Source organism: Pseudomonas sp. StFLB209, assembly GCF_000829415.1.
In the GTDB taxonomy this organism is placed as follows: domain Bacteria; phylum Pseudomonadota; class Gammaproteobacteria; order Pseudomonadales; family Pseudomonadaceae; genus Aquipseudomonas.
On sequence record NZ_AP014637.1, the window covers coordinates 570,403 to 587,553 of the forward strand.

Below are 17,151 nucleotides of genomic sequence, written 5' to 3' on the forward strand. Positions count from 1 at the left end.
CAAGTGGCAAGCTGCAAGTGAACAGTGTCGTCTTCGCTTGCAGGTCGGCTGCCCGATAAAGATCAGGCGGCGATGATCTGGCGGATCGCGCCGACGAACACATCCACCGGCTGGCCACCTGAGACGGCGTACTGCTCGTTGAAGATGATGGTCGGTACTGAACTGACGCCGCGGGTGATCCACAGTTGTTCGAGTTCACGTACTTCGGCGGCGTATTGACCCGAGGCCAGGACCTCTTCGGCGCGCAGCCGGTCGAGTCCGACCCGTTGCGCCAGATCGGCCAGGGTAGCGCGGTCTGAAGGGTTTTTCAGGTCGGTGAAGTAGGCCTTGAACAAGGCGTGTTTCAGCGCCAGCTGTTTGCCTTCTTGCTCGGCCCAGTGCAGCAGTCGATGGGCGTCGAAGGTGTTGTAGATGCGGCGCTCGCCGCTGGCAAAATCAAAACCCAGTTCAGCACCGCGCTCGCGGATGGTGGTGTGGATCGATTCGATCTGTTCCGGGCTTGAGCCATATTTCTCGGCGATGTGTTCCTTGATGTCCTGACCTTCGGCAGGCATGGTCGGGTTCAGCTCATAAGGCTGCAAGTGAATCTGTGCGCTGACTTCGCTGCCCAGTTGCGCCAAGGCCTGCTCCAGTGCTTGCAGGCCGATGATGCACCAGGGGCAGGAGATGTCAGACACGAAGTCGATTTTCAGGGGTGTGCTCATGGGGTGGGCCTTGGTCTGAAGACAAAGGCTCACCATACACCCTCGGGGCTGATCCGGGCACTTGGAGGCGCGAGCTTGCTCGCGAAGGCTTCTTGTAATGTGCAGAAATCATGAGTGCAGTTGTCTGGACTGCGGGTTGCGCCCCGCCGGGAGCCGATTCGACGGCCGGCGGCAGAGCGTTGTTAAAGCTTCGCCATATGCCAGCCCTGATCATGTTGCGCCCGCAGATAAGGCAGCACGGCGGCGAGCAGCGGGGCTTTGAAGGCTTCCTGGAAGCGGTGGGCGAAGCCAGGGATCAGTTTCAACTGGCTGCCACGAATGTGCGCGGCCAGGTGGACGCCGTGCATCACCGGTAGCAGCGGGTCGGCGGTGCCGTGTACCACCAGAGTCGGGACACGCAGGCGGTTGAGCAGCTCGACCCGGCTGGGTTCAGCCAGGATGGCGGCGATCTGGCGTTTGACGCCTTCGGGGTTGAATGCACGGTCGTAGGCGATCGCGGCCTGTTGCAGCAGTTGCCCACGATCATCCTTGACCCGCGGGCTGCCCAGCGCAGCAAGCAAGTCGGCCTGTTGTTGCAGCGCCGCTTCGCGATTGGGTGCACTGCGGCGGGCCAGTTGTTGAAGCAAGGCGGCATCCGGCATGGGCAGACCTTCGGCGCCTGAGCTGCTCATCACCAGAGTCAGGCTTTCGACACGCTGGGGGGCTTGATCGGCCAGATGCTGGGCAATCATCCCGCCCATGCTCGCGCCCAGCACATGGAAACGACTGACGTTCAACTGGTCCATCAGGCCCAGCGCGTCGTCGGCCATATCGCTCAGCGAATAAGGCGCCGACACCGGCAAACCGAGTTTGAAACGCAGCACTTCGAACGCCAGGTTGACCTCCGATACCGGCTTGACCCAGTTCGACAACCCGACGTCACGGTTGTCATAGCGAATCACCCGAAAACCCTGCTGACACAGGGCAACCACCACTTCGTCGGGCCAGTGAATCAACTGCCCGCCCAGGCCCATGACCAACAGCAGGGTCGGATCGGTCGGTTCGCCGACGCTCTGCCAGGCGATCCGTACATCCTTGAGTTGAGCCAGTTGCACCGGCGTGTCGACATCACATTTTGCGACAGCAAAAGACGGCCAGCCGCAGAGCAAGGCGGCCAGAAGGAAAAAAATGCGCATTGGAAGAAACACCGAAAAACAGAACCCCAGTAAGCCGCCAGTCTGATGATGTTTTCAGGATCGCGCTGCCACACTTGCGTGACAGTTTGATGAACCGGGACGAGTGGCAAAGCTATCTGCAAGCCTCAAGCGACTGGCTTCAAGCAAAAGCTGACCTCGACAACAGGCAGATCATGAGACAAACTCACGCCGTTGAATTTTTAATCAAATTATTTTCATGGAGCTTGCCCCCGTGCTGGAGATTCGTCACCTCAAGACGCTGCATGCCCTGCGCGAAGCCGACAGCCTGGTCGAGGCGGCTGAGCGCCTCCATCTGACCCAGTCGGCGTTGTCGCATCAGTTCAAGGAGCTTGAGGAACGGCTGGGCATGACCCTGTTCGTGCGCAAGACCAAACCGGTGCGTTTTACCAGTGCCGGGCTGCGGCTGTTACAACTGGCCGATTCGGTGTTGCCGCAGCTGCGCGGCGCCGAGCGGGATCTGTCGCGTCTGGCCGGCGGCACGGCGGGCCGCCTGCATATGGCGATCGAATGCCATAGCTGCTTCCAGTGGCTGATGCCGACCATCGACCAGTTCCGCGATGCCTGGCCGGAGGTCGAGCTGGACCTGTCGTCAGGGTTCTCCTTCGCCCCCCTGCCCGCGCTGGCGCGTGGTGACCTGGACCTGGTGGTGACCTCCGACCCGCTGGAGCTGCCAGGCCTGACTTACGTCCCGCTGTTCACTTATGAAGCCATGCTCGCTGTCGCCAATCAGCATGCGCTGGCCAGCCGCCCGTACATCCTGGCGCACGACCTGCTCAACGAGACATTGATCACCTACCCGGTGGAACGTGACCGGCTGGATATCTTCACCCGTTTTCTGGAGCCGGCCGACGTCGAACCGGCCCAGGTGCGCACTTCGGAACTGACCGTGATGATGATGCAACTGGTGGCCAGCGGCCGTGGCGTGTGCGGGCTGCCGCACTGGGCGCTGCATGAGTACAGCTCGCGTGGCTATGTGAAGGCCAAACGGCTGGGCGAAAAGGGTCTGTTTGCGACCCTTTACGCCGCCGTGCGCACCGACATGCTCGACGCACCGTACATGCGCGACTTCTTGCTAACCGCCAAGGACACCTCGTTCTCGACCCTTGATGGTGTCAGCGCAGTACGTTGATCAGCCCGGCAGGGTCTGCCAGTACTGCGGCAGGATCTGGTCGCGGGTCAGCGGTGCCAGCTCCAGCGCAGCACTGCTGCGGGCATCGACCCACTGCACTTCTTCGATTTCTGCCGCAGGCTGCACGGCATGATCGCAGTTCACGCGAAACAGCTGGCAGCGCACCTCGAAACCCGGCTCGTTGGCGGCGGCTGCCCTGAACTCACCGAGAAACACCGCCTGGTCCGGCTCGATCCGCAGGGCCAGCTCTTCTTCCAGCTCGCGCATCAATGCCTGTAGCGCTGGCTCACCGGCTTCGATCTTGCCGCCCGGCTGCATAAAAGCCCGGGTGCCGCGCTTGCGCACCAGCAGCGTCCGGCCATCAGCCGCGACCAACAGGGCAGCGGCAATGTCGATGACCTTCACAGGCTGATATCCCGTTTCAACAGAGCAGCCTCTGCACCCCGTTCCAGCGCCAGGTCAATCAAACGGTCAATCAGCCCGGCATAGGTCAGGCCGCTGGCCTGCCACAGTTTGGGATACATGCTGATCGAGGTGAAACCCGGGATGGTATTGATCTCGTTGATCGCAATGTCGCCCTGATCGGTGACGAAGAAATCCACCCGCGACAGACCGGCACAGCCCAGTACCCGGTAAGCCCGCAGCGCCACTTCACGGACCCGCCCGGCCAATTCTTCGCTCAGTTGCGCAGGAATGTCGGTGCGTGCCTGGCCGTCATTGAGGTACTTGGTGTCGTAGGCGTAGAACTCATCGTTGGCGACCACTTCACCACAGACACTGGCCTGCGGCTCCCGATTGCCGAGCACCGCACATTCCACTTCACGGCCGCTCATGCCTTGCTCGATCAGCACCTTGTGATCGTACTCGAAGGCCAGCGCCAGCGCGGCCTGGAAGCCGGCTGCATCGGTGACCTTGCTGACCCCAACCGAAGACCCCTGGCTGGCCGGCTTGATGAACATCGGCAAGCCCAGTTGCGCGCTTACCTCCGCAAAACCGATGCTCTCACCACGTTGCACAACCACGAACGGCGCGACGTCGATCCCGGCATCGCGCAACAGCCGCTTGGTCACGTCCTTGTCCATGCACGCTGCCGAACCCAGCACATCCGGGCCCACGAACGGGATCGCCAGCATGCGCAACAGGCCTTGCAACGCGCCGTCTTCACCAAAGGCGCCGTGAATCAGCGCAAACACCACATCGATGCGCGCCAGGGCCTGGCCGGATTCGACATCCAGCAATTGCCCGCCGGTACTGCCAGGCAGTAACGCCAAGGGGCGGCCGGCCGTGCTCAGTGCGATACGCGCCGGGTCACCTGGGTTGACCAGATAATCGCTTTCATCGAAGCGCAGCCAGCGGCCTTGCTTGTCGATGCCAATCAGGGTCAGGTCGTAGCGGCCACGGTCGATGGCGTTGATGACGTTGCGTGCCGACTGCAACGACACTTCATGCTCGCTCGACTGACCGCCGAACATGATGGCGACTGATTTTTTCAAAGCGCGGTACTCCTGATTTTTCAGGCCGCGAAGATAGAAGCAATACCGAGGGGAGTCCAGAGGGCGGGCGGTCGCAGGCGGCAAAAGCCGGAAAAAAGATGCCGGGCGGTCAATTCTGCCCGCCCGGCCAAGCCACTGCAGCCACGGCTGCAAGTCAGAGGTGATCGTATGAGGGGCTGCTCAGGTGTCAGCGCCCGGACGGGTGGCCGAGCCAAAGCCGGCAAAGCGCTTGTTGAAGCCGGCGATACGGCCTTCAGTGGTGGTCTTGCGTTGCTGGCCGGTATACACCGGGTGCGAGGCGCTGGAGACATCAAGGGCCACGTAAGGGTAAGTCTGGCCATCGCTGTGCTGCTGGGTACGGGTGGTCTCAACGGTGGAGCCGATCAGGTAGAACACGTCGGCCGCAGTGTCGTGGAACAGCACAGTACGATAGTCGGGATGGATACCAGGTTTCATGACAGCTCCGGAGATCAGGTTTCAATATATGTTATACAGTAACATAATCTATCCAGAAATGATTATCAACTTTTCGCCGAACTCCCGCTGCCTCGCTTGATCGAATAGTCAGTAATCGCTAATGTCCATGTACGGTTCACCCTGACCTGTAAGAAATGTCGGCGAGTGCAGCCAGTTTCAGTCCTGCCCCCAGCCGATGGATAGGCACGACACCGGCATTCAGTGACACTGACGCCTGCTCCGCCCAGACAACCGTCATGGCTGAGCCGTTCAGGATTGTGTCGGCACATCGGTTGCCTTGATCTGCTGAGCAATCCCGCACGTGCGAGCCGCATTCAGGCTCGCAGAGCCTGGCGCACGACACTTTCTCAGCAGGATCCGCCATGTCCGACACCGCAATGCACTATGAACTCCCGCAGCATGCCCACACCCGCCTGCTCGAAGCCCGCGATTCATTGCGGCTGCTCGACAGCTACGTGAACAAGACCGATGTCCTGTGCAACCCGTCGATGCTGATTGGTTATGTGTCGATGCTGCAAAGCGCTTTGCAGGAAGTCATCAACGCCAGCACACCGGCCGAGCCCCGCAACACCTTCATACGCAAGGCCGATGAACTGGGGTTCGTTGCGCTGAACCCCAAGGAACAACATCTGATCGAGCAATTGCGCTGGATCAGCCTGGAAGGCCGTGAGGATGTGTATGCCATGGCCACGCGGATCCGGCATATCAAACCCTGGGTGCGTGAAGCCGAGCCGAGCGACAACACCTGACGGCTCCAGCGCCGACAGGGCCAGCCACGACCACGTCATGGCGACACTTTGAGACATTCTGCAATAGCGCAATTTTGCAATTGCCGTAGAATCCGGCCACTCTGCGTGGCCGCCCGGCTGTTTTTGATTGACGCGAGGCAACCAAGGAGGGCGCCCTCCGGTCTTCATATTCACCGACTTCTCCAAGAGCACACCGTTATGACTAACGGACGCGATCTTCGTATCGACTTCTTCCGGGGCCTGGCCCTGATTTTCATTTTCTGGGACCACGTGCCAGACAACCCGCTGGCCCAGTTGACGGTGCGCAACTTCGGTTTCAGCGACGCCGCAGAGATCTTCGTATTCCTGGCCGGCTACGCCTCTATCCTTGCTTATGGCCGTATCTATCAGCGCGACGGCTGGCTGGTTTCGAGCATCCGCATCCTGCGGCGTACCTGGGTGCTGTATGTGGTGCATATCTTCCTGCTCACCCTGCTGATGGGCATCGTCTTCGTGGCCAACAACTACGTCGACACCCGCGACATGATCCAGCAGATGGGCCTGCAACATTTTGTCGGCAACCCGCAACAGGCCTTGGCCGATGAGCTGCTGCTGCGCTTCAAGCCCAACCTCACCGACCCGTTACCGCTCTACATCCTGTTGCTGCTGGCGCTGCCCCTGTATCTGCCGCTGATGCTGCGCCGTATCGAGCTGGCGGTGGCGGCCTCGGTAGTGCTGTACATGATGGTCCCGCTGTACGGCTGGAACCTGCGCTCCTACGAGGGCGGTGGCGTGTGGTACTTCAACCCGGTCGCCTGGCAACTGGTGTTTGTCCTCGGTGGCGCCCTGGCCTTGTATAACCAGCGTCCGCAGCCACCTGAGCAGCGCCCGCTGAGCCAGCAACCACTGTTTATCCTGGCGGCGATCTATCTGATTATCGCCGGCGTACTGACCTTCAATGAAAAGTGGCCAGCAGTGCATGCGGCGCTGGTCTCCGCCCTGCATCTGGAAGGCCTGTACCCGATCAGCAAAACCGACCTGGCACCGCCACGCCTGCTGCACTTTGTGGCACTGGTGTATGTGGTCGCCAAACTGCTGCCACGCCACAGCGACTGGCTGAACAACTGGCCGGCGCAGCAGACCTGCCTGATGGGTCGTTACTCGCTGGAGATCTTCTGCCTGGGCGTGCTGCTCGCCCCGCTGGCCGACGCCGCCAACGCCTTGGCCGGCGACACCTGGTCGATGCGGATCATCACCGCCCTGCTCGGCCTGGGCCTGATGATGCTGATGGCCAACGGTCTGGAGCTCAACAAACGTCTGGGTAATGGCAAGCCGGTAGCCCAGACGAGCAAAAAACTGCGGACGGCTTCGCGCTGAGTGATGTTTCGGAAAAGTCCTACTGCATAATCAGGTCAGGCTCCCGGGAGCCTGGCCGTTATGCCGGAAGTGACCATTCCACAAGAGGACATCACTTTGAACGGTATCGATACTTCAGCCAATTACCTGAACCAGCAGCAACGGGTCTGGCGCCCTCCCCTACCCCCTACGCCATCTAGCTCCAATGAAATCAGCCAGGCCCTCGTGGACAAATCCACGTCGCCAAAGTCTGCCACCGACAGTTTCTATCAATACGAAGAACAACCGTGGCTGAATGAGAGTGGCGAAGGCGCGATCTGCGCCAAGACGATGTACCTGCGGTATCAGCACGCCGCCAGCATGATAGATCTGGCTTTAATGCACGTATGCTATGCAGATATTCGTAACAAACTGTACGATACCCATCCAGAGTTGGCTGCAAAAAAGTTTGGCTTTACGCTGGATGAAAGCGCCAACCTGATGATTCTCGACTACGACAATACCCTGTCGCATCAGGAGCGAGACTTTCTCGGTAATCTCCTGAACAACCATGCAAACTTGAAAGGACTGGCACAGCGTCACGCCAAGGTCATGATGACGCTGCTTGACCACGACACCGATACTTTTGGCAATCGTTACAGCCTGACACTGGATAACTTCAGGCACACGATTGATTACGCAAAGATCCTGGAGCAAGGACCAGGAAAAATGCATAAGGAGTGGATCCGCCAAGTACATAACAACGCTGAAACACGCGACGCTTCAAACCTGCATATCGAGGCTTGAAGCGTGCGCCCCTGATCAGGCCACCCTGATCAGGGTTGACTATCATCAATTATTTGGTCTCACGCTTTTCACCAACTTCTGGCTGCAGATATGCCCTAAAAAGAACACATGGGGCTGCTCCGCCTTTGACGATCGCAATGCATTGCTAGCAGAATATCCAGCCACAAGATAATGACTTTTCCAAGTGTTAAAGCCTTGCTGTTTATGAACAAAACTCTCGGCTTCATAACCACCTGTACAACGTCCCAATTCGACCATTTTGGATGCCTGCCCCTTCTCATCACTGATCAGAGAAAACCTGATTTCCGGCCGCACATGCTCCTTGTACCCCAGAGAAAATGCGGCAACACCCCCTGCAAGCGGCACGTTTTTGCTATCAGTGAAGCGAACATCCAGTAGAGCTTGTTTATAAGCCTGCGTAGCAAGCCACGCCGGTACTGTTCTGCCTCCCGAAATCCTGATAACACCTGCCTCGTCATGCAGGTCATACTTCAGAACAGGCAACGATCCAAATGCGAGGTTGTAACTACCAGCAGGAACCTCGCCAGGAACCGCAGGTGAGACCCTGACAATCATCTCGTGACCCGGTTGCAGCCCTGAAAAAACGACCTCTTCCGAGGTCAGCTGTTTCCATTCGTCATTTTCTCGGTACTCGATTTTCCATGGGTTCTTGTACGGCATCGCGTTACCAGGCGTGGATAGCAGGATATCCTGCCCGCGAAGGGCAACGAACCCGTAGTAATGAACCGGGTTTTGCTTGCTCAAATGGTCAGAGATCGAACTGATTTTGTCAGGCAAAACAGTGAAGCGAGGTTGGGAAGACTCGCCAGTACCCCCATTGTCGATTTGCCCGGTTGCGGTCTGAGCAAGAGGCTCTGGAGCCAGACCTTCAGCGACTGCACAGGTGGTGTGAGCAGAGCATATAAAACCCGACAACATAATGACCGCAATCATTTCTTTTTTTAGATAGTTCATCATTCAATCCTCAATCGATTAAAGCACGATATTTATCGTACCCATTGAGGACCTAATCGATATTCGAGACACCGTTCAAGTCAAAAACATACAAGCTGAAAATTCCTACAGCTCAATCAGACCACGACAAGACCATCAGAATTCGACACACCTCACAACACCAAAATCATCGGAAATCTCCTACACCTTTATCAGGACAAGTTCTCATGATCCCTGCCGTTACTCAGGACATTCACCCAATGAGTAAACTGCCATGGAAATTCGCCCTGCCGTAAACCCCGCTCCGAACATGCTTGATGCAATGCACCGGGCCGCCCAAAACACCGCGGTGCAGGAACCCTCCAAAAAAACAGTCGATGCCCCCCCACTACTCGATGGTCAATGCCTGGCCCGGCAGAACGTTTTTGAAAGTCGATGTTCAGCCACGAACTTGTAACTGTTCAGAAGCCCCAGCCTTAAAAGCGGATAGATCATCAAGCTTTTATGAATACACACCCACGCCTTGGCCATCGACCGCTTCCGGGGACAAGGATGCTTGCGATCTTACGGACAGTTTTGACGAGGCAAGCCGTGCGCTTTATCTCAATAGCGTCATTGAGCGTTCCAGCCTTGCTCTGAACGCCATGTGCGATGACTACTATGAGTTTCGCCGTCAGTTAGCCTTTCTGAACCCTGAGCTGGCGGACAAATATTTCGGCTTTACCTTGGGCCCTGACCTGAAAATCAAGGTGACTGATCCCGATGAGGTACTGACACCCGCCGAACTGAGCTACCTGACCGAAAAGCTCAACGAACGCGAGACACTGAAAGAAAACCTGCACCAACATACCCGTACCGTCATGGAACTGGTCGATCACCTCCCGGAACTATTTGGCGCTGGCTATGTGGTGGATCTGCAGAACTATCACAAGATCATCGACTACGGGCAAATTTTCACCCGTAACAGCATTGGCAATTTCATGGATACCTGGGCATATCAGGTTGAACGCCATGCCCAAAGGCGTGAAGCCACTGAAGAGCATCGGGATCATCATGTCGATGTCAAAGCCTGAACGCCCTCAATTCAGATACTGCAAAAAGTCTTCGAATTCTTGGGCAATCACCGGCACCTCGCCCAACAGATAATCGCGCAACTCACGCATCTGCCGCGCCTTGGGGCTGGTCTTCAGCCACACCAGATAGTAAGCATCGCCGGTGGCCACGACCTGGCGCAGTGGCAGGTGCAATCGCCCATCAGCCACTTCCTGAGCCGCCAGCAGCAGGTCGACCACGGAAACGCCCAGCCCCTGAGTGGCGGCGCTGATGCCCTGGTCCAGGGTGTCGAACAGCTGCCCGCGCTCAAGACTCACCAGATCCTGGGCACCGACCCGGCTCAGCCAGCGGCGCCAGTCACGCCGGTCGGCAGACGGGTGCAGCAGTTCGACGCTGTTCAGTTGTGCCAGTTCGACGCCTTCGGCAGGCAAATAGTCGGGCCGGCAGACCGGCACCAGCCACTCATCAAACAGCTTGCAGCTTTCGATGTCGGCGCCAAAGTGCCCGGCGCCCAGCAGGATCGCGCAGTCGTAGGGTTCGGCATACAGGTCAACGCTGTCGATGTCCATCCAGACACTGGAGAGCTGCACTTCGCTGTGCTGGCCGGCCTTTCTGAAACGATCAAGAACCCTGAGCAACCAACGGATGGTCAGGGTGGACGGGGCTTTGAGGCGGACAATATCGCGGCCGCTTTTGAGCAGCGCACAGGCGTTTTCGATGATTTTGAAGCCGGCCTTCAATTCATTGGCCAACAGCCGCCCCTGCTCGGTGAGGCGCAGACGTGGGCCATGGCGCTCGAACAGCTCGCAGTCGAACAACGATTCAAGATTCTTGACGTGATGGCTGACTGCGCTCTGGGTCACTGACAGTTCTTGCGCGGCTTTGCTGAACGAGCCGTGTCGGGCGGCGATTTCAAACGCGCGAAGGGCGTAGAGCGCGGTAATACGTTCGCTCATGCAAACATCCATGATGAGTTGAACTCATAGTAGGTCAGAAGCCAACCCGTTTTACAACGTGGGTTCCTGACTTAACAATTCGCGCCTTTCATAAATAAAACTCACCGGGTGCCGACTGTGAACACCGCCTTGCTACTGAGCTACGTCCTTACCGTGTCGCTACTGATCGCAACCCCTGGGCCGGTGGTGGCGCTGGTGGTCAATACCGCAAGCCGGAGTGGGCCGAAACGCGCCATGGCCACCGCGCTTGGCAGCAATTGGGGTTCACTGGTGCTGATCGGCGTGGCGGCCTGGATCATCATCGCCAGCGCAGCACTCGATACCCGGCTGCTGAGCCTGCTCAGCTTGCTGGGCTGTGTAGTGATCGGTTATCTGGCGGTCGGCAGCCTGCGCGAGGCGATGGTGTGCGAGACGGCGACCCAGCCGATCAGCCCGGTGACCCAAGGCGGCTTGCTGCAAGGTTTTGTGGTGGGCATTTGCAACCCCAAGGACATCATTTTCTTTGTCTCGTTTTTTCCGCAGTTTCTTCAGGTCAGCCACTCATTGAAGACCAGCCTGGCAGTGCTGTCGCTGCTGTGGGTGCTTATCGACCTGCTGATACTGGGGGCCTGGATCATGATCGCCGGGCGCCTGAGCAAAGCGGGCAACAGCCGGTTGATCAGCCTGTGCTCCGGTGTTGCGCTGTTGTTGATCGCGCTGCTAGGCCTTGCTTACAACCTGCGTGCGCTGTGGGCATAGAACCGATTGCCGGACAATTTCCGTCGTACCGCGTCGTCAGCGTCTAAGCTTGTGGCAAGTGCGTTGAGAGGGCCGGGGCCAATCGATTATGGGCGTATTACGGCATTCCGATAGCGGGCACCAGAAGACCCAGGCCGACCCGAATGACAACCGGCCACAGCAGCCCCCTCCACGCCGCAAGCGGTATGGCTGGCGAGTGTTCTGGGTCTTGGTGGTGATGGGGGGGGTGGCGCTTGGCGTGGCGATCGAACACGAAACCCGCAGTTCACGCCTGCAAGCCCAGGAAATCAGCCGCTTTGCCGCCCGCCTGAGCTGGTCGATGCAACCCGGCCCGAGCAATCAGCGCATCTATCCCGGTGACGGCCCGTTCGACAAGCGTCTGGGCTATTCGGCGCTCGACCAGTTTCTGCCACGGCTGCTCAAACGCGACTACCTGATCACCGAACAAACCCGCTTCTCGCCGGAGTTGATGCGCTACGCCGAACACGGCTTCTTCGTGCCCTACCAGGAAAAGATCCAGGCCGGGCTGACCATCACTGATTGCCGTGCCGCGCCGCTGTATCAGTTCCATTATCCGCAGCAGTTGTACCCCGACTTCGCGTCTATTCCGCCGCTGGTGGTACAGAGTCTGTTGTTCATCGAAAACCGCAATCTGCTCGACCCGCAGCAACCGCTGGCCAACCCGGCAGTGGACTGGCCGCGTTTCGTCAAGGCGGCCTGGTCACAGGTTGCCAAGCTGCTGTCGTTGCCCGGCCAGTCGGCCGGCGGCAGTACCCTGGCGACCCAACTGGAAAAGTACCGCCACTCGCCCGACGGGCTGACCCTGACCGGCGCCGAAAAACTGCGCCAGATGTTCTCTGCCAGCGTGCGGGCCTATCAGGCCGGTGAGCACACCCTGGAGGCACGGCAGAACGTCGTGCGCGATTATCTCAACAGCGTACCGCTGTCGGCAGTACCCGGACACGGTGAAGTCCACGGTCTGGCTGAAGGGTTGCGGGTCTGGTTTGGTGCCGACTTCCAGAGCAGCAACCAGCACCTCAATGCCCCGGCCGAAACCGCCAAGGCGCTGGCGGCCAAGGCTCTGGCGTTGCGTGAAGTGCTGTCACTGGTGATCGCCCAGCGCCGTCCTTCGCATTATCTGTCCAAGGGCCGCCACGAACTGGCCGAGCTGACCGACAGCCATATCCGCCTGCTGGCCAACGCCGGGGTGCTCGACCGGCAACTGGCCGACGCGACCCTGGCCGCGCAGGTGACCTACCGCGACTGGCAGCAACAACCGACCTGGCAACCCATGGAAGGTAACAAGGGCATCAGCGTCGCGCGCAGTCGGCTGTCGAGCATGCTCGACCGACCTTTCTATGACCTGGACCGTCTCGACCTGTCGGCCACCACCACCTTGCAGGGCGAGTTGCAGGACAAGGTGACCCAGTACCTGCGCCAACTGGCCGATCCGGCATTTGCCGCCAGCCTGGGTCTTATCGGCGAGCGCCTGTTGAGCCCGGCCAGCACCGCCCAGGTGCGCTACAGTTTTACCCTGTTCGAGCGCAGCGCCGACGGTTTTCGGGTCCGTATCCAGACCGACAGCACCGACCAACCCTTCGACATCAACGAAGGCAGCAAGCTGGAACTGGGCTCTACCGCCAAGCTGCGGGTACTGACCACTTACCTTGAAATCATCGCCGAACTGCATCAACGCTATGCCGGCATGAGTGCGCCCGAGCTGCGTAAAGTCCCGGTGGAAGCGCCGGACCTGCTGACCCGCTGGGCAGTCGATTACCTGATCCAGAACCCGGACCGCGACCTGCCGAAAATGCTCAGTGCCGCGTTGGACCGACGCTACTCGGCCAGCCCTGGCGAGCGTTTCTTTACCGGCGGCGGCCTGCATCGCTTCAACAATTTTCGCCGTGAAGACAACGGCCGGCTGCCGACCCTGCGCGAATCCCTGCGCGAGTCGATCAACCTGCCGTTCATTCGCCTGATGCGCGATGTGGTGCGCTACAGCACTTATCAGGCACCGGGTAATAGCGCTGAGTTGCTCAAGGATGACAGCGACCCTCGGCGTCAGGAATACCTGAGCCAGTTTGCCGACCGCGAAGGCCGGGTGTTCCTGCTGCGCTTCTGGAAGCGCTACAAGGACAAGACCACCCAGCAACGCCTGGAAACCTTCCTCGATGGCATGCGCCCGACCGCCTCGCGGCTGGCAGCGGTGCACCGCTATCTGCTGCCGGCGGCAGATCAGGCCACCTTCAACAACTTCGTGCGGGCCCACCTGGCTGACGGCGAGGCGGCCAAGGTGACTGAAAAACGCCTCAACGAGCTGTATAGCAGCTATGGCCCCGGTGCCTATGACCTGCCCGACCAGGGCTACATTGCCCGAGTGCACCCGCTGGACCTGTGGCTGGTGGGCTATCTGCTCAACCACCCCGAAGCGCAGTTCCGCGACGCCGTGGCGGCCAGTGTCCACGAGCGCCAGGAGGTCTATAGCTGGCTGTTCAAGAGCCGCCATAAAAGCGCACGCGACAGCCGGATTCGCACCATGATGGAGGTCGAAGCCTTCCTGGATATCGAGCAACGCTGGCAGCGCCTGGGTTATCCGTTCGATCATCTGGTGCCGTCACTGGCCACCGCCATCGGCAGTTCCGGCGACCGCCCGGCAGCGCTGGCCGAACTGATCGGCATCATCCAGAACGACGGCATTCGCCTGCCCACCGTACGCATCGACAGCTTGCATTTTGCCGAGGGTACGCCCTACGAAACCCGTCTGGTCACCAACCCGGAGCTGGGTAAAAGGGTGCTGCCCTCGGCGGTGGCAACGGCCATGCGCGAAGCCTTGTCTGAAGTGGTCGACGGCGGCACCGCCAAACGCATTCAGGGCTCGTTCAAGCTGCAGGACGGCAGCAACCTGATCATGGGCGGCAAGACCGGCACTGGCGACAACCGTATCCAGAGCATGAGCGCAGGCGGGCACGTGCTGCAATCACGAGCCATCAACCGCACCGCCACCTTCGTGTTTTATCTGGGCGACAACCACTTCGGTACCCTCACCGCCTACGTGCCAGGCCGCGCTGCCGAAGGGTTTCGCTTCACCTCGGCGCTGCCGGTGCAGGTGCTCAAGGGGATGGCGCCGTTCCTCACGCCTTACCTGGAACAACATGGTCAGGCCATGTGCGCGGCGCCGCCAGCCGGCCCCGCTGTCGCCGGTTCAGGAGCGCAGTGATAGCTCAGTACTTCGCCCAAGATGATTCACCCAAGATGAGAATGACTCCGGATAAAGTGCTTGCGAAATCGTAAAGATATATCTTAAGGTATATCTAAACGTAAACGGAGAAGCTCAGATGGGTGAAGACTCACAAGCCTGCGGGTCACTGACGGCAGACAAACGCGGCGGCCGCGAGCGCGGTGGCCGGGGCCCGCGGGTATTTGCCCCGGGTGACCTCAAGCTGCTGATTCTGGACCTGATTGCTGCTCAGCCTTGCCATGGTTATGACCTGATCCGCCAGATCGAGAGCCTGTTCGACGGCAATTACAGCCCCAGCCCTGGGGTCATCTACCCGACCCTGACCTTTCTGGAAGAAAGCGAGCTGATTCTCGGCGACGCTGCCGCCGGCAAGAAGCGCTACGCGCTGACCGACATCGGCCGCGCCTGGCTGGCTGAGCAGGCCGTAGCGCTGGATGGCGCGCGCCAGCGTATCGACGTCAGCAAACGTGCCCTGCGCGGCCATGACCGGCCAGCGGAGATCCACGAAGCCGTGCACAACCTGCGTCATGCCATGCACATGCACCACGGTCGCTGGACACCTGAAGAAATCGCCCGGGTGCGCGACCTGCTCAACAGCACCGCCAAGGCCATCGCCGATGGCGCTCATTCCCGCATCGAGGAACCACAATGAATTCACCGCAAGCGATTCACCGCGTCATGCATGAAATCAAGCGTCGCAAACTCGAAGTGTTGCGCGTCACCGACCTCACGCCACTGATGCGCCGTGTCACCCTGCACGGCCCAGAGCTGGCCGGGTTCATCAGCCTGGGCGCTGACGACCACGTCAAATTGCTGTTCCCGCGTACCCCGCAAGAGCAGGCGGCGCTGGAAACCATGACGCTCGGCGCCGACAGCGCAGGCCCGCGCCCGGCCATGCGTGACTACACGCCGCGCCGCTATGACCCGCAAAGTAACGAGCTGGACATCGACTTCGTGCTGCACGGCGACGGCCCGGCCGCGACCTGGGCCGCCCAAGCGGCTGCGGGACAGCATCTATACATCGCAGGCCCGCGTGGCTCGCTGGTGGTCCCGGATATTTTCGACAGTTACCTGTTGATCGGCGACGAGACCGCTATCCCGGCCATTGCCCGGCGCCTTGAAGAGCTGCCGGCAGGTCGCAGCGCCCGCGTATTGATCGAAGTCGCCAGCCTCGATGAGCGCCAGCCACTGAACAGCCAGGCCCAGGTCGAAGTGAGCTGGGTGGTGCGTGGCGAGCAGGATTTGCTGGAGGCCATCCGTCAGGTGCAAGTCCCCACTGGCAAGCTGTATGCCTGGGTCGCTACCGAAGCGGCCCTGTCGCGCAAGGCGCGGCGCATCCTGCTCGATGAAAAGGGACTGGATGATGAATTCGTCAAGGCTGCCGGTTACTGGCGCCTCGACGAGTCTGAGTCGCAAGGGCACTGAGCGCTTCTAGTCAGGGCTTTTTCAGCCGCCGGTCAACCACCAGTAGCAGCAGTGCAATCAGCACAAACCCGGCCAGCACTCCCCCGGCATTGATGAACGCCTGGGCATAGCCCAGGTTGCCCGCGTCGACGAAGGGATAGACGTAATCACCCAGCAGGTCGCCGCGCAGCAAGACATAGCCGAAGTACACCAGTGGGTAGAGCATCCACAGCAGCACATGACGCAGTCCCAACCCGGCCTTGGGCACGTACAGCCACCAATAGAGCACGAACAGCAACGGCATGATGTCGTGCAGCAGTTCATCGGCCAGCCACTGCCAGCCCTGCGGTTGCCACAGGTGGCGTAGCAACAGGCTGTAGGCAATCGCCACCAGGGCAATACTGGCGGCGATACCGCTGCAGACCACCGGGTGACGGAAAAACCGCTGCAACGCCGTGTTTCGCTGACTGACCACACAGGTCAGCGCCACGGCCACCAGGGTGTTGCTAAGCACGGTGAAAAAGCTGAAGAACTTCACCAACCCGCCCAGCAGGCTGGCCTGATCATTCCAGCGAGAGATAAAGATCAGGTATTGCTGGATCGCCAGTCCGGACCAGCCCAGCACTGCCGCAACCAAGGCATAGCGACGTGCGCCGGGGGCCGCTGGCAGGTGTTTGTCGAGCATCAAGCATCCTTAACGTTTTTTCTGCAGCTTCACATACAAGGCTTCGACCTTCTCACGGGCCCAAGGTGTCTTGCGCAAAAACGTCAGGCTCGACTTGATGCTCGGGTCGCTCTTGAAGCAGCGAATATCGATACGCTCGGCAAGGCCCGACCACTGATAGTGCTCGACCAGCACTTCGAGAATGCGCTGCAGGGTCACGCCATGCAGCGGATCGGTGTTAGGAGTAGTCATCTGGCACCTTGGGCAGGGTTTGC

18 protein-coding genes are annotated in these 17,151 nt (G+C 59.7%); 9 read left to right on the plus strand and 9 right to left on the minus strand.

The genetic code is table 11. From position 1 onward, the window contains the following. Positions 1-62: 62 nt before the first annotated feature. Together PSCI_RS02590 and PSCI_RS02595 are read right to left on the minus strand one after the other, a co-directional pair. Positions 63-704: a DsbA family oxidoreductase gene (locus PSCI_RS02590; protein ID WP_045482451.1), complete on the minus strand. Its 642-nt coding sequence runs from the start codon at positions 702-704 to the stop codon at positions 63-65. A gap of 182 nt (positions 705-886) precedes the next feature. Then, positions 887-1,879: an alpha/beta fold hydrolase gene (locus PSCI_RS02595; RefSeq protein ID WP_045482454.1), complete on the minus strand. Its 993-nt coding sequence runs from the start codon at positions 1,877-1,879 to the stop codon at positions 887-889. Positions 1,880-2,111: 232 nt separating this feature from the next. On the opposite strand from PSCI_RS02595, the gene metR reads away from it, so the two are divergent. Continuing rightward, positions 2,112-3,029 (plus strand): transcriptional regulator MetR, encoded by a 918-nt coding sequence (gene metR / locus PSCI_RS02600; protein ID WP_045482457.1) that lies wholly within the window; start codon positions 2,112-2,114, stop codon positions 3,027-3,029. Here the strand turns inward: metR and PSCI_RS02605 are convergent, their stop codons facing one another. The 3 genes from PSCI_RS02605 to PSCI_RS02615 all read right to left on the minus strand — a co-directional run bounded on the left by PSCI_RS02605 (position 3,030) and on the right by PSCI_RS02615 (position 4,978). Continuing rightward, positions 3,030-3,434 (minus strand): NUDIX hydrolase, encoded by a 405-nt coding sequence (locus tag PSCI_RS02605; RefSeq protein WP_045482460.1) that lies wholly within the window; start codon positions 3,432-3,434, stop codon positions 3,030-3,032. It lies immediately after the preceding gene. Further along, positions 3,431-4,522 (minus strand): D-alanine--D-alanine ligase, encoded by a 1,092-nt coding sequence (ddlA, locus tag PSCI_RS02610; RefSeq protein ID WP_045482463.1) that lies wholly within the window; start codon positions 4,520-4,522, stop codon positions 3,431-3,433. The genes PSCI_RS02605 and ddlA overlap by 4 nt, the downstream gene beginning before the upstream one ends. A gap of 180 nt (positions 4,523-4,702) precedes the next feature. Further along, on the minus strand, positions 4,703-4,978 hold the full coding sequence (locus PSCI_RS02615; RefSeq protein ID WP_045482469.1) for a type B 50S ribosomal protein L31: 276 nt from the start codon (positions 4,976-4,978) through the stop codon (positions 4,703-4,705). A gap of 383 nt (positions 4,979-5,361) precedes the next feature. On the opposite strand from PSCI_RS02615, the gene PSCI_RS02620 reads away from it, so the two are divergent. The 3 genes from PSCI_RS02620 to PSCI_RS02630 all read left to right on the plus strand — a co-directional run bounded on the left by PSCI_RS02620 (position 5,362) and on the right by PSCI_RS02630 (position 7,869). After that, positions 5,362-5,748: a hypothetical protein gene (locus PSCI_RS02620; RefSeq protein ID WP_045482472.1), complete on the plus strand. Its 387-nt coding sequence runs from the start codon at positions 5,362-5,364 to the stop codon at positions 5,746-5,748. Positions 5,749-5,946: 198 nt separating this feature from the next. Then, positions 5,947-7,104: an OpgC domain-containing protein gene (locus tag PSCI_RS02625; protein ID WP_045482475.1), complete on the plus strand. Its 1,158-nt coding sequence runs from the start codon at positions 5,947-5,949 to the stop codon at positions 7,102-7,104. A gap of 60 nt (positions 7,105-7,164) precedes the next feature. Next, a complete protein-coding gene (locus PSCI_RS02630; protein WP_052483340.1) occupies positions 7,165-7,869 on the plus strand; it encodes a hypothetical protein in 705 nt (234 codons plus the stop codon). 45 nt (positions 7,870-7,914) lie between these two features. Here PSCI_RS02630 and PSCI_RS02635 read toward each other — a convergent pair whose 3' ends face one another. Further along, positions 7,915-8,844, minus strand: coding sequence for a hypothetical protein (locus PSCI_RS02635; RefSeq protein ID WP_231906347.1), 930 nt, complete (start codon positions 8,842-8,844; stop codon positions 7,915-7,917). Positions 8,845-9,200: 356 nt separating this feature from the next. Here PSCI_RS02635 and PSCI_RS02640 point away from each other — a divergent pair, with 356 nt between their 5' ends. Continuing rightward, a complete protein-coding gene (locus PSCI_RS02640; protein ID WP_144403182.1) occupies positions 9,201-9,896 on the plus strand; it encodes a hypothetical protein in 696 nt (231 codons plus the stop codon). Between the two features lie 6 nt (positions 9,897-9,902). Here the strand turns inward: PSCI_RS02640 and PSCI_RS02645 are convergent, their stop codons facing one another. Continuing rightward, positions 9,903-10,832: a LysR substrate-binding domain-containing protein gene (locus PSCI_RS02645; RefSeq protein WP_045482479.1), complete on the minus strand. Its 930-nt coding sequence runs from the start codon at positions 10,830-10,832 to the stop codon at positions 9,903-9,905. Between the two features lie 117 nt (positions 10,833-10,949). Here PSCI_RS02645 and PSCI_RS02650 point away from each other — a divergent pair, with 117 nt between their 5' ends. The 4 genes from PSCI_RS02650 (at position 10,950) to PSCI_RS02665 (ending at position 16,233) form a co-directional block, all read left to right on the plus strand. After that, a complete protein-coding gene (locus PSCI_RS02650) occupies positions 10,950-11,570 on the plus strand; it encodes a LysE family translocator (RefSeq protein ID WP_045482480.1) in 621 nt (206 codons plus the stop codon). Positions 11,571-11,658: 88 nt separating this feature from the next. After that, a complete protein-coding gene (locus tag PSCI_RS02655) occupies positions 11,659-14,787 on the plus strand; it encodes a transglycosylase domain-containing protein (RefSeq protein ID WP_045482481.1) in 3,129 nt (1,042 codons plus the stop codon). Between the two features lie 118 nt (positions 14,788-14,905). Continuing rightward, positions 14,906-15,460: a PadR family transcriptional regulator gene (locus tag PSCI_RS02660; RefSeq protein ID WP_045482482.1), complete on the plus strand. Its 555-nt coding sequence runs from the start codon at positions 14,906-14,908 to the stop codon at positions 15,458-15,460. Further along, positions 15,457-16,233, plus strand: a complete 777-nt coding sequence (locus PSCI_RS02665) for a siderophore-interacting protein (RefSeq protein ID WP_045482483.1) — start codon at positions 15,457-15,459, stop codon at positions 16,231-16,233. The genes PSCI_RS02660 and PSCI_RS02665 overlap by 4 nt, the downstream gene beginning before the upstream one ends. A 10-nt stretch (positions 16,234-16,243) precedes the next feature. Here the strand turns inward: PSCI_RS02665 and PSCI_RS02670 are convergent, their stop codons facing one another. Next, positions 16,244-16,897: a Pr6Pr family membrane protein gene (locus PSCI_RS02670; protein WP_045482484.1), complete on the minus strand. Its 654-nt coding sequence runs from the start codon at positions 16,895-16,897 to the stop codon at positions 16,244-16,246. A 9-nt stretch (positions 16,898-16,906) separates the two neighbouring features. Beyond that, the gene (locus PSCI_RS02675; protein WP_045482485.1) at positions 16,907-17,128 is read right to left on the minus strand and encodes a VF530 family DNA-binding protein; all 222 of its coding nucleotides are present in this window, start codon (positions 17,126-17,128) and stop codon (positions 16,907-16,909) included. Positions 17,129-17,151 lie beyond the last annotated feature (23 nt).